Source organism: Flavobacterium sp. 38 (genome assembly GCF_057799715.1).
In genome coordinates this window covers 69616-82037 of the sequence record NZ_JBYNWZ010000007.1, presented here as the reverse complement: position 1 = coordinate 82037, position 12422 = coordinate 69616, and the positions used below count along the sequence as shown (strand labels likewise).

The window sequence follows — 12422 nt, the reverse complement described above, 5'->3', positions numbered from 1 at the left end:
TTACAAAATGAATATTCCCTATAAACCTTTACTGCCCGAAACAGAACAGCCGATTATCATTATTGGAGCGAGTGGTATTGTAAAAGATGCGCATCTTCCGGCTTATGAAATGGCTGGTTTTAAAGTTTTTGGTATTACGAATAGAACGATTTCTAAAGCATACGATTTACAGAAACAATTTAAAATTGATCATGTTTTTGAAAATGTTGCCGAAGCAGTTAAAAATGCGCCTTCAAACGCAGTTTACGATATTACGGTTCTGCCCGATCAATATATCGAAATTTTAGAGCAATTGCCAGACGGCGCTGCGGTTCTGATTCAGAAACCAATGGGAAATGATCTGGCTCAGGCACGCGAAATTGTAGAAGTATGCGAAAGAAAAAATTTGGTTGCTGCGATTAACTTTCAGCTTCGTTTTTCATCTTTTGTAAGCGCTGCAAGATATTTGATTAATGAAGGAATAATTGGTGAACTTTATGATTTCGAATTTAAAGTAACCGTAAATACGCCTTGGGAATTATTCCCTTTAATTAAAGAGCATCCAAGATTGGAAATTCTTTTTCACTCTGTGCATTATATCGATTGTATTCGTTCTTTCTTAGGAAATCCGAAAGGTGTTTATGCAAAAACAGCTAAACATCCATTGAAAAAATTATCTTCAAGCCGATCGACTATTATTTTGGATTATGGAGAAGATAAACATGTTGTAATCAATACGAATCACGATCATCATTTTGGGCCAAAACACGAAGAAAGCTATATTAAATGGGAAGGAACAAAAGGTGCCATCAAAGCTAAAATGGGCTTGTTGATGAACTACCCTGATGGTTTGCCTGACGTTTTTGAATATGCGCTTCCGAAAAAAGACAATGAAAATGAATACGAATGGACGGAAGTGAAACTGGAAGGTTCTTGGTTTCCTGAAGCTTTCATTGGCGCAATGTCCAATCTGATGCGTTTCAAAGAAGGTTCGGACTCGGTATTATCTGCCAGTGTTCAAGATGTCTTAGGCACAATGAAAGTTGTCGAAGCTTGTTATATCAGCAGTAAAAACGGCGGAATTTCTTTTGATGAAGTGTAATTAAAACACTATATTTCCAAACCATATAAGTTATATAAGATAATTTAAGCTGAATGCTTTTTTAAGCTCATAAAAGTTTTAAACAAAGCAGATTAAATGAACTTATATGGTGAAACCAAAAATTAAACCATAAAAGCTATATAAGGTAATTTAAGCTGGATGCTTTTTAAGCTCATAAAAGTTTTAGACAAAGCAGATTAAATGAACTTATATGGTGAAAACGAAAATTTAAACCATATAAGTTATATAAGGCAATTAAAATTTTGCAGCCTTATATTTGCTTTCGAATGCTTTGCGCAATCTGAGATTAAATAAACTTATATAACTTATATGGTGAAAAACACAAAAAAATAATATTATGTTTTTTAAATCAACTTTTTTCGAAGATTATACAATCGACGATAAACGAATAACTATCGGAAGAACAATAACAGAAACTGATTTTGTGGTTCATGCCGGACACACTGGAGATTTCTTTCCGCACCACATGGATGAAGAATGGTGCAAAACACAGCCATTCGGACAAAGAATTGCACATGGAACAATGGTTTTCAGCATTGGAATCGGTTTGACCGCTTCTGAAATTAATCCCGAAGCATTTTCAAGAGGTTACGACAAAATGCGCTTCGTAAAGCCAGTTCATATTGGTGACACTATTCACTCTGAAATTACAATCTCTGAAAAAGGAGATGCTAAAAAACCTGAAATGGGTGCTGTTACTGAACATGTTGAAATTATAAATCAGCGTGGTGAAGTGGTGCTTGTCTGCGATCACCTTTTGTTTGTCAATAAAAAGTAAACTTTTTCTTGAAGTGACAAAGAAACAAAGTTACAAAGAGACAGAGGTTTCTCAACTTTGAACATATTCTTTTGGCACTTAAACTTGAAGAAATAAAGCAAAAAAATAAACAACAAAGAAATTTAGGTTTCCACACTTTGAACCTTTGTCTCTTTGTCACTTTGAACCTAAAAAAACTATCAAACGAATGCAAATTACAAACCAAACTGGCGATCAACACGAAGTGCCAACGGAAGGTGGAAACGGAAAACAATATCTGCTGCCTTTTATTCTAGTTACATGCCTATTTTTTCTGTGGGGAATGGCCCACAATCTTGACTCTGTATTGATTCCGCACTTGAAAAAAGCGTGCGAATTAAATAACCGCCAATCGACTCTTATTGATACTTCGGTTTTCTTTGCTTATTTTATTATGGCGATTCCTGCTGGAATGCTTATTAAAAGGTTTGGTTACAAAAACAGTATTATTACTGGATTATTAGTTTTTGCTATTGGAGCCTTTTTGTTTGTTCCTGCTGCTAATACTCGAACTTATGAATTGTTCTTATTTGCTTTATTCGTAATCGGATGCGGATTAACAATTTTAGAAACGAGTGCTAATCCATATGCGGCGATTTTGGGGCCAGCTGAATCTTCTTCTAAAAGATTGAATTTAGCAGCTTCTTTCAACGGCTTAGCGGCAATGGTTGCTCCTATTGTAGGTTCGCTATTTATTCTTTCTGGAACTAATCATACGCCAGAACAAATGGCAGCGATGCCAGATGCTGAAAGATCTGCTTATTTATTAGGTGAAGCGGCTTCTGTAAAAATGCCTTATATTGTTTTAGGAAGCATTTTAGTTTTGGTTGCGATTATATTTTACTTCGTACAATTGCCTTCTATGAAAGCGACTCACACAGAAGCTGAAATCAAACCTGGATTTTTCTCTGTTTTAAAATTCAGACATTTGAGCTGGGGAGTTGTAGCACAATTTTTCTATGTGGGTGCGCAGGTTTGTATTACGAGTTTCTTTATTCGTATCGCACAGCAAGGTGCAGGATTAGACGAAAAAACGGCTGGATATTATTTAGGTATTTATGGTTTCCTTTTTATGGCTGGACGTTTTATCGGAACTTTCTTTTTACGTTTTGTAAAGGATTATGTTCTTCTTTCTATTTATTGTGTAATGAGCGTTTTACTTTGTCTAGTAGCAATCTATGGTTCTGGAATCGTTGTAATTTACGCTCTTGGTGGAATCGGATTTTTTATGTCTATTATGTTCCCGACAATCTTTTCTTTAGGAATTAAAGGCTTAAAATCAAATACAGAAACGGGTTCTTCTTGGTTGGTAATGTCTATTGTCGGCGGGGCTATTATTCCGTACGGAATGGGAACTTTAATTGATATGAATCATGATGATATTCAGTCTGGATATATTATTCCACTGGTTTGTTTCTTGATTATTCTTTCGTTTGGCGCTATTGGACATAAAGTGAAAACTGTTTCGGAATAGTTTTTATAGCCACAGATTCTTTTTTATAGCCACGAATTACACAAATTTCTCGAATTTTTATTTTATCGAAATATTAATTGCCTCCAGCTAAAGCTGGAGGTTTTTATTTAAGCTTCTTGAAGGGCTTTAGCCAAACTTTTTTAGCCACGAATTCACAAATTTTTATTTTACCAAGACTGCATTAACTGAAGCTTACTTGAATTTAAAAAAGAATATTTTCTAACCACAAATTACACAAATTAGCGCAAATTTTATTTCTAAAATACCAATTGCCTCCAGCTTTAGCTGGAGGTTTTTATTTAATAAAGCAGGAAGGCTTTAGCCAAACTAAACTCAAAGTTTGGCTAAAGCCCATACATTCTCAATCTTTTAACCTCCAGCTAAAGCTGGAGGCAATTCATCTACATTTTTTTCAGCCAAAAATTAGCATAGATTGTATATTTCTTTCCAATAATAAAAATTCGAGAAATTTGTGAAATTCGTGGCTAAAAAAAATCTTTTTAATCCCAATAATCTGTGGCAAAAAACACAATAAAAAACGCCTCCAAATTGGAGGCGTCTTTCTTTAGTCATGTTTAAAATTAACGGTGTTTGCCGTTACCGTGATCGTGGTTCTTGTCTGACTGTTGTTTGGAGTTATTTCCTTTTTTGTTTCCGTTGTGATTTCCGTTATTGCTTTTTACTGGTTTTTCTCCTCTGTTTTTTTGAGGTTTCCCTACATAGCCTTTCGGATAATTGGCTCTGTGTTTTGTATGGTAACTATAAGGAGAATCTCCTCTGTAATCGGTCAAAACTACTTTGTAGCCAGAGTACAAATCATAATTTCTGTATCTTGACGGAAGTCTTTTTTCGCGAATCCATTTTCCGCTGTTATCGTAAATAAATACGCTCTGATTTACATCATAATATACATCGATATCCGGCAGGTAATAATAACGGCTGTTGTCGTAACCTTGCGGTCCCCAATTTGGAGGAGTACCAATATTTACATTTACTGATACTTGCGCTTGAGCAAAAAATACACTCATAAAAAGCACTGAGGCGAATACTAACTTTTTCATGTCTTTAGAATTTAATTGTTAATCTTAGTAGATACTAATCGAAAGTAATGCCAAAAAGCTGCTGTTCAAGTAATCATTATACAAAATCACCAAACTAATCGACGGATAGTGCTTTTTAAACGATGTACTTTTCAAAAAAACGTCTCAAAAATTGAGACGTTTTTTCATTATAAACAATTATTTCCAACCACCACCCAACGCTCTGTACAAATTGATTACAGCTTGCAGTTTTTGCAGATTATCTGCTACTCCGCTTAACTGCGCTGCTAAAAGATTTTGCTGCGATGTTAATACATCTGTATAATTAGTTGCTGAACTGTATTCTAAAAGTTCTTCGGTAAAATCTACTGCTTTTTCCAAAGCTGCAATCTGCTTGGCTCTTGAATCTTCTTTTTCTACAGCCATTTGGTACGAATACAAAGCATTTGAAACTTCCTGACCCGCCACTAAAAGACTTTGCTGGAAATTATTGTATGCTTGCAATTGTTGCGACTGCGCCGTTGTCAATCTCATTTTGTTTAATCCGTTATTGAATATAGGCTGTGTTAATCCTCCAATAATCGAATAAAAAATCGAATGGCTAAAGAAATCATTCAATTCTAAATTTGAGAATCCTGTGCTTGCTGTAAGTGTCAAACTTGGGTAGAAATAGGTCTTCGCTAAATTTGTTGATTCGAAAGCAACTCTGAAGTTAAATTCCGCTTGACGGACATCTGGACGATTATTTAGCAATTGAGCAGGCATACCGATAGAAATTTGCTCTGGAATAATCTGTGTGCCTAAAACTCCTCTATCAATTGGTCCTGGAGCTTGTCCTAACAAAATGTTTAAAGCGTTTTCTGTCTCACGAATATTTTGTTTCAAATCTGGAATCAAAACTTCCGCTGCATGCTGGTTGGCCTCACTTTGCACTACTGCTGCACCTGTAACAATTGCACCTTCTTTTAAGGCTTTAATTGTTTCCACGTTTTCAATACGGGTTTTTAAAGTTTCTTGCGTAATTTCTAGCTGTTTATCATAAGACAAAAGCAAGAAATAATTATTAGCAATATCTGCAATCAATTGCGTTTGAACGGCTTGTTTTGCAGCATCTGTTGCAAGATATGTAGCTAAAGCTGCTCTTTTAGAACTGCTTAGTTTTCCCCAAACATCAATTTCCCAAGAAGTACTTACGCCCAATTTATAAGTTGTCGTTAAAGTATTGATATTGATTCCCGCCGGAAAGTTTAATCCTGCTTGAGATTGCTTATTGTGTGTTACATTGGCATCCAATTGCAATGATGGATAATACGCCAATTTGCTCTGACGCAAAGTAGCTCTCGCCTGAACAATGTTTTCAATCGCATTTTTCAAATTCAGATTTTGATCTAATCCTTTTTGAATTAATGCATTCAGTTTTTCATCTTTAAAAACCGTATTCCAAGGCATATCAGCAATCGTAGTCGAATCTGAAGAATTCTGATCGCGATACAATTGATCGGTTTTTAAAGTAGTGGGACGTTCGTATTTCTTGGTAACAGAGCACGCACTAATCAGTGCGGCTGTTATTACCAGTAAAATATATTTATTTGAACTATTCGTCATCTTTCTTGTAATTAAAATTTACTCTTTGTGAGCTTCTATTAAATGAATTTCGTCTTCATCATCATCGTCATCGTCATAACCGTCTTTTGCCGGTCCGCTAATTTTTTCCTGTAAAGTCTGGAAAATGATAAACAATACTGGAATTACGAAAACCCCTAAAATTGTTCCGATTAACATTCCGCCTACGGCTCCAGTACCAATCGATCTGTTACCAACCGCACCCGCTCCAGTAGCAAACATCAGCGGTACCAATCCTAAAATAAAAGCAAATGAAGTCATCAAAATTGGCCTTAAACGTGCCACAGCTCCGTCAATTGCAGCTTGCACAATCGGAAGACCTTTTCTTCTTCTATCCAAAGCAAACTCGACAATCAAAATACCGTTCTTCGCGAGAAGTCCAATAAGCATGATTAAGGAAATCTGCAAATAGATATTACTGTTCAATTTGAAAATAATCGAGAATAAATACGCTCCAGCCAATCCAAACGGAATTGAAAATAATACTGCAAATGGCAGAATATAACTTTCGTACTGCGCACTTAACAAGAAGTAAACGAATACCAGACACAGAATAAAAATGAAAATCGTCTCACTTCCTGATGCTAATTCCTCACGCGTTAATCCAGAAAATTCGTAACCGTAGCCTGCAGGAAGATTTTCTGCTGCCACCTCTTGAATGGCTTTAATAGCATCTCCCGAACTGAAGCCTGGTTTTGGCGCTCCTGTAATCGAAATAGAGGTAAACAAGTTGAATCTTGAAATCGATTCTGGACCAAATACTCTCGTCATTTTTACAAACTCGGTAATTGGCGCCATATTTCCGGCACTGTTTCGAACAAAGATTTTATTTAATCCTTGTGTATTGGTTCTAAATTCTGGAGAAGCCTGAATCATTACACGATATTGCTTTCCAAATTTGTTGAAATTTGAAGCATACAAACCACCGTAATATCCTTGCATGGTAGATAAAATTGAATTTACCGAAACTCCTGCATCTTTCGCTTTCGCTAAATTAATATCCATCATATACTGCGGGAAACCAGGGTTAAATGGCGTTGTCGCGTATTGAATTTCTGGACGTTCAGATAGTTTAGCTAAGAATTCCTGATTTACTTTATAAAATTCAGCCGTTGTATGACCTCCTTTATCTTGTAACTGGAATTCGAATCCACCACTTTGCCCAAAACCTTGAATAGTCGGTGGCGAAATAAAGAAAATATTAGCTTCGCGGATTCCGCTTGTCTTCGCAAAAAGCTGTCCGATTACATCGTCAACACTTAGATCACGTTCGTCCCAAGGTTTTAATTTTACAATAACCATACTGTAGGCACTACCCGCACCCGCAGTAAAGTTCTGCCCTACGATACGAAGCGTATTTTTAACGCCTGGAATGGTCTTGGCGATACTATCCACTCTTTTTGCAATAACATCAGAACGTTCCATAGAAGCTGATGGTGGCAAACTAATATTGGCAAAAACAGTCCCCTGATCTTCTGAAGGCACGAAAGCAGAAGGCGTCGTTTTCATCATATAAACTAATGCAATACCTGCAATAACGATAGAAGCTAATGCAATCCATTTTTTTACAGAAAGGAAACTTACTGAACGTTTGTATCTTGCCGTAACATTATCAAAAGCAACGTTAAACGAAGTATAAAAACGCTGTAAATAGCTTTTATGTTTATGATCGTCAGCATGTGGTTTCAATAAAAGCGCACACAAAGCTGGACTCAAAGTCAAGGCATTTACCGCAGAAAGTATAATCGCAACTGCCAGTGTAATACCAAACTGTTTGTAGAAAACTCCCGTAGATCCTCCAATAAAAGTTACCGGAATAAATACTGCAGCCATTACCAAGGTAATCGAAATAATCGCTCCCGAAATTTCGTCCATGGCATGAATTGTCGCTTTTTTAGCCGATTTATAACCATGATCCAGTTTGGCGTGAACGGCCTCCACGACCACAATCGCATCATCGACCACAATACCAATGGCAAGTACCATTGCGAAAAGCGTCAATAAGTTAATGGTAAATCCGAATAAATTCAGGAAGAAAAACGTACCCACAATCGCAACCGGAACTGCAATCGCCGGAATTAAAGTCGATCTAAAATCCTGAAGGAAAATAAACACTACAATAAAAACCAGAATAAAGGCTTCTACCAATGTATGGATTACTTTTTCAATAGAAGCATCCAAGTTTTCGTTAACGTCAACCAAAGTGGTGTATTTAACTCCTTTAGGAAAATTCTTTGCTGCTTCTTCAATCAGTTTTTTAGAATTGTTGATTACGTCACGCGCATTAGATCCTGGAGTCTGGCTAATTGCCATCGCTGCAGATTCTACACCGTTAGTTTTAATAGTCGAAGCATAACTTAAAGATCCTAACTCAACTTTTGCAACATCTTTCAGTCGAAGCATTTGTCCGTTTCCGACAGATTTGATAACAATATCTTCAAATTCTTGAGCTGTTGTTAAACGTCCTTTGTATTTAATTACATATTGAAAAGCCTGATTTCCGTTTTCACCAAATTTACCTGGCGCCGCTTCGATATTTTGTTCTGCCAAAGCAGCCGAAATATCGCTCGGAATCAGTTTGTACTGCTGCATCACGTCTGGTTTCAGCCAGATTCTCATCGAGTAATCTTTGGCACCAAAAACGGTTACATCTCCCACCCCAACTACACGCTGAATTTGCGGTACAAGGTTGATTTTTGCATAATTCTGAAGAAACGTCTGGTCGTAAGCTTTATCATCACTGTATAAAGAGAAAATCAATAAGTTACTACTCTGACTTTTCGTAACCGTTACCCCAGCCTGAGTTACCTCTACTGGCAGCAAACTTGTTGCTCTAGAAACCCTGTTCTGAACGTTTACCGCTGCTAAATCTGGATTTGTTCCTACTTTAAAGAAAATCTTAATTGAAGCATTTCCGTCGTTGGTTGCTGTAGAAGTCATGTACGTCATGTTTTCTACACCATTAATTTGCTCTTCCAACGGAATTACGATACTTTTCAGTACCACGTCGGCATTGGCACCAGTATAACTTGCCGCCACATTTACAGTTGGAGGCGCAATATCTGGGTATTGCGATATCGGCAACTCAATTAGGCCTAAAACACCTAAAATAACGATAATAACAGATATTACCGTTGAGAGTACGGGTCTTTGTATAAATTTTTTAAACATTTTTTTTATTTTAAATCGGCGTAAACTGTTTCTGGGCTTTGATTTTGGGCTTTTATTTCAGTTCCTTCTTTTAAAGAGGCTACTCCTTCTAATACAATCTGATCGCCAGGATTTAATCCGCTTGTTACTACATAATAATTGCCTGCAGAATTGTCTAATACTGTGATATTGGCATTTTTAGTTTTTCCGTCTTTACCAACAACTACAGCAAAAATCTTATCCTGTAATTCAAATGTTGCGCTTTGTGGAACTATAATTGAATTTTTAACTTCATTCGGAATTCTAACTGTTGTGCTGCTTCCACTTCTGATAATTCCTTTTGGATTTGGAAAACGCGCTCTTACATTTACAGTACCCGTTTCTGTATTAATTAATCCGTTTACCGTTTCAATACGCCCTTTCTGATCGTAAATTGATCCATCTGAAAGCAATAAAGAAACTGCTGGCATGTTTTTAATTTTCTGAGCTAAAGAAGCGCCCGTTGTATTGTTTTGTGTAAAATTCAACAGCATTTTTTCGTTTATAGCGAAGTAGGCGTACACATTTCCAATACTAGAAACGGTTGTTAGCGGATCGGCCGTATTTGAACTGACCAAACTTCCTAAACGAAACGGAATTGAACCTACAACTCCATTTACAGGACTTGTAACGGTTGTATAGCCTAAATTAACTTTAGCATTTACTAAAGCTGCATTTGCCTGAGCCAAAGAAGCCAAAGCCGACTCATACGTATACTGAGCCGATTCTAAATCGTATTTACTGATAATTCCTTTTTCAACCAATGGCTTCACTTTATTTACAGCCAATTTTGCCGAACTTACATCTGCCTGAGCACTTTTAATGCTTGCTGTGGCTGTACGAACTTCCTGCTCATATTCTGGAGCACTGATTTTAAATAAGGGCTGTCCTGCTTTTACAACCGCACCTTCATCAACAAAAATCTTATCGATGTAGCCTTCAACTCTTGGACGGATTTCTATATTTTGCTGTCCTTGTATACTAGCTGGAAAATCGCTGTTTAAAGTAGCCGATTTTGGCTGTAAGGTTACAGTCTTATATTCTTTAATCTGCGGTGCTCCTCCGGCCTGTGCCGATTTATCATTTTTACCGCATGAAGCGATAATAAGTGAAGCTGCAAGAATGCTTAAAAATGATTGCTTATTCATTGTCAAAAATGTGTAATTATCGATTATATCCTAGCAAAAGAAACAAATTATAACACACAAAAATTTTCAAATAGACGAAGAGCGACAGACAATCGATAAAGGTCGGATGACAGCCGATGGATTTTTTTAAAATATTAAACAACTGTTTAATTTTTATCCCATCGGCTCTAAATTGCTTTTTAGAGACTCTAAATCGGGTTTTGGCGATTGCTAAATTTTCATGTTCAAATAAAATGTAATATTGTCTCTAAATTACGAATTCTAATGACACCAAACATTTTCAGACCTTACTTATTTACTGGACTTCACATACTTGGCTGGTTTTTGTTAGGGTATCTTATGCTATTTTATATTCCGCTGACTTGGAATGTCGTGCTTCCGCAGGCATTCTGGCTTTGGCAAAGTATTATATTGTTTTTACTAATCAATCTATTTTATTCTACCGCAAAAATCGTAGTTCCAAAAACCATTATTAAAGACAATACTTCGCCTTTCTTGCTTTGGGCGTTTGCGGCAATTATTGCCATGCAGTTAATTGCTTATTTTTATACCTCGCAAACCGATCTACACGAGCAAATTAGTAGGGCTATCGGATTTAAGAAATACAAAAATCCGTATTTCGATAATTACGTTTTTACGCTTACTTTATTGGTTTTAGGAATAAGCACCAGTTGGGCCATGTTAACGCATTGGCAGAAAGCGGCGCAGCACAAACAAAAATTAGAGCAGGACAAAACAATGGCAGAACTGGCCATGTTAAAAGCACAGATCAATCCACATTTTTTCTTTAATTCATTGAATAGCATTTATTCTTTAACTTATACCGATATTGAAGATTCTCGAAATGCATTGCATACTTTAAGCCGTATGATGCGCTATTTGCTTTATAGTACGGAAGAAAAAACAACGTTGCTGAAAGAAGCCGAATTTATGCGTGATTTTATTGCTTTAATGAAACTTCGTGCCAATAGCAAACTTACCATTACAACAGATATACCTGAAAAAATACACGATTACCCTATTGTTCCAATGTTATTACTACCTTTAGTAGAAAATGCTTTTAAACATGGTATTCACGCCACAGATAAAAGCGAGATTTACATTAAGCTTACGCAAAATGAAAGCAATCTGGAATTTGAAGTAGAAAACACTTTTTTTGAAAAAACAACAACTTCAGATGAAGGTGGAATTGGTTTAACAAACACCAAAAGAAGACTGCAATTGATTTATCCAAATCAGCATTTCATTTCTTTTGGAGTTACCGATCACGGAACATATAAAATTAAATTGAAAATAAATCTAGAGCAATGACGGTATTAAAATGTATAGCAGTAGATGATGAACCATTGGCTTTGAAACTGGTAGAAACGTTTATTCACCAGACTCCATTTTTGGAGTTAATAACTACTTGCGACAATGCTGTAGATGCAATGGGAATTATTCGGGAAACTAAACCTGATTTGGTTTTCTTAGATATCAATATGCCCAATTTAAGCGGAATGGAATTAGCAAGACTTTTACAAGATCAAGCCGGACCGCTGCCCAAAATCGTTTTTACAACAGCTTATAATCATTATGCAATTGAAGGCTATCGTGTAAATGCTGTCGATTATCTTCTAAAACCTTTCAGTTACGAAGAATTTCTTCGTGCTTCAAGCAAAGTTTTACAATTGTCTGAAGAAGCCAGCAATAACTTTACTCCAATTGCCGCAGACGACGAATTTATCTTTTTGAAAGTCGAGTACCAATGGGTTAGAATTTCTTTAAAAGATATTACGTATATCGAAAGTCTGAAAGATTATGTAAAAGTACATCTCGAAGATTCGCAAAAAGCCTTAATGTCTTTGATTTCTCTAAAGGCATTAGAAGAAAAACTCCCTTCTTCAAAATTTATGCGTGTTCATCGTTCGTTTATAGTTTCGCTAGACAAAATAAGCGCCATCAGTAAAAACTCCATCTTTATCGATAAAATAGAAATCACAGTCGGCGAACAATATAAAGAAGCCTTCAAAACTATGGTCGATAAGTGGTTGAAATAAAATTAGAATTA

Annotated in this window: 9 protein-coding genes; 5 read left to right on the top strand and 4 right to left on the bottom strand. The window is 36.2% G+C overall.

The genetic code is table 11. From position 1 onward, the window contains the following. Positions 1–7: 7 nt before the first annotated feature. The 3 genes from AC3E9W_RS17105 (at position 8) to fucP (ending at position 3372) form a co-directional block, all read left to right on the top strand. Entirely contained in the window at positions 8–1081 is a 1074-nt protein-coding gene (locus AC3E9W_RS17105) for a Gfo/Idh/MocA family protein (RefSeq protein WP_488769282.1), read from the top strand. A gap of 358 nt (positions 1082–1439) precedes the next feature. After that, positions 1440–1880 carry a MaoC/PaaZ C-terminal domain-containing protein gene (locus AC3E9W_RS17100; RefSeq protein WP_488769281.1) on the top strand — a complete coding sequence of 147 codons (441 nt, stop codon included), beginning with the start codon at positions 1440–1442 and terminating at the stop codon, positions 1878–1880. A gap of 187 nt (positions 1881–2067) precedes the next feature. Next, the gene (gene fucP, locus AC3E9W_RS17095) at positions 2068–3372 is read left to right on the top strand and encodes an L-fucose:H+ symporter permease (protein ID WP_488769279.1); all 1305 of its coding nucleotides are present in this window, start codon (positions 2068–2070) and stop codon (positions 3370–3372) included. Positions 3373–3953: 581 nt separating this feature from the next. On the opposite strand, the gene AC3E9W_RS17090 is transcribed toward fucP, so the two are convergent. From AC3E9W_RS17090 to AC3E9W_RS17075, 4 genes are all read right to left on the bottom strand, one after another. Further along, positions 3954–4433: a hypothetical protein gene (locus AC3E9W_RS17090; protein WP_488769278.1), complete on the bottom strand. Its 480-nt coding sequence runs from the start codon at positions 4431–4433 to the stop codon at positions 3954–3956. A gap of 177 nt (positions 4434–4610) precedes the next feature. Beyond that, positions 4611–6017: an efflux transporter outer membrane subunit gene (locus AC3E9W_RS17085; RefSeq protein WP_488769277.1), complete on the bottom strand. Its 1407-nt coding sequence runs from the start codon at positions 6015–6017 to the stop codon at positions 4611–4613. A gap of 18 nt (positions 6018–6035) precedes the next feature. Next, positions 6036–9206 (bottom strand): efflux RND transporter permease subunit, encoded by a 3171-nt coding sequence (locus AC3E9W_RS17080; RefSeq protein WP_306160779.1) that lies wholly within the window; start codon positions 9204–9206, stop codon positions 6036–6038. A 5-nt stretch (positions 9207–9211) separates the two neighbouring features. Next, positions 9212–10372, bottom strand: coding sequence for an efflux RND transporter periplasmic adaptor subunit (locus AC3E9W_RS17075; RefSeq protein ID WP_488769276.1), 1161 nt, complete (start codon positions 10370–10372; stop codon positions 9212–9214). A gap of 264 nt (positions 10373–10636) precedes the next feature. On the opposite strand from AC3E9W_RS17075, the gene AC3E9W_RS17070 reads away from it, so the two are divergent. Together AC3E9W_RS17070 and AC3E9W_RS17065 are read left to right on the top strand one after the other, a co-directional pair. Continuing rightward, positions 10637–11683 carry a sensor histidine kinase gene (locus AC3E9W_RS17070; protein WP_306160775.1) on the top strand — a complete coding sequence of 349 codons (1047 nt, stop codon included), beginning with the start codon at positions 10637–10639 and terminating at the stop codon, positions 11681–11683. Further along, the gene (locus tag AC3E9W_RS17065) at positions 11680–12411 is read left to right on the top strand and encodes a LytR/AlgR family response regulator transcription factor (RefSeq protein ID WP_456895143.1); all 732 of its coding nucleotides are present in this window, start codon (positions 11680–11682) and stop codon (positions 12409–12411) included. The genes AC3E9W_RS17070 and AC3E9W_RS17065 overlap by 4 nt, the downstream gene beginning before the upstream one ends. Positions 12412–12422: the final 11 nt, after the last annotated feature.

Bases quoted from the DNA above. Each gene is read 5' to 3' on its own strand.
- fucP (WP_488769279.1), top strand. From the start codon at position 2,068: ATGCAAATTACAAACCAAACTGGCGATCAACACGAAGTGCCAACGGAA.
- AC3E9W_RS17085 (WP_488769277.1), bottom strand. From the start codon at position 6,017: ATGACGAATAGTTCAAATAAATATATTTTACTGGTAATAACAGCCGCA.
- AC3E9W_RS17090 (WP_488769278.1), bottom strand. From the start codon at position 4,433: ATGAAAAAGTTAGTATTCGCCTCAGTGCTTTTTATGAGTGTATTTTTT.
- AC3E9W_RS17100 (WP_488769281.1), top strand. From the start codon at position 1,440: ATGTTTTTTAAATCAACTTTTTTCGAAGATTATACAATCGACGATAAA.
- AC3E9W_RS17065 (WP_456895143.1), top strand. From the start codon at position 11,680: ATGACGGTATTAAAATGTATAGCAGTAGATGATGAACCATTGGCTTTG.
- AC3E9W_RS17080 (WP_306160779.1), bottom strand. From the start codon at position 9,206: ATGTTTAAAAAATTTATACAAAGACCCGTACTCTCAACGGTAATATCT.
- AC3E9W_RS17075 (WP_488769276.1), bottom strand. From the start codon at position 10,372: ATGAATAAGCAATCATTTTTAAGCATTCTTGCAGCTTCACTTATTATC.
- AC3E9W_RS17105 (WP_488769282.1), top strand. From the start codon at position 8: ATGAATATTCCCTATAAACCTTTACTGCCCGAAACAGAACAGCCGATT.
- AC3E9W_RS17070 (WP_306160775.1), top strand. From the start codon at position 10,637: ATGACACCAAACATTTTCAGACCTTACTTATTTACTGGACTTCACATA.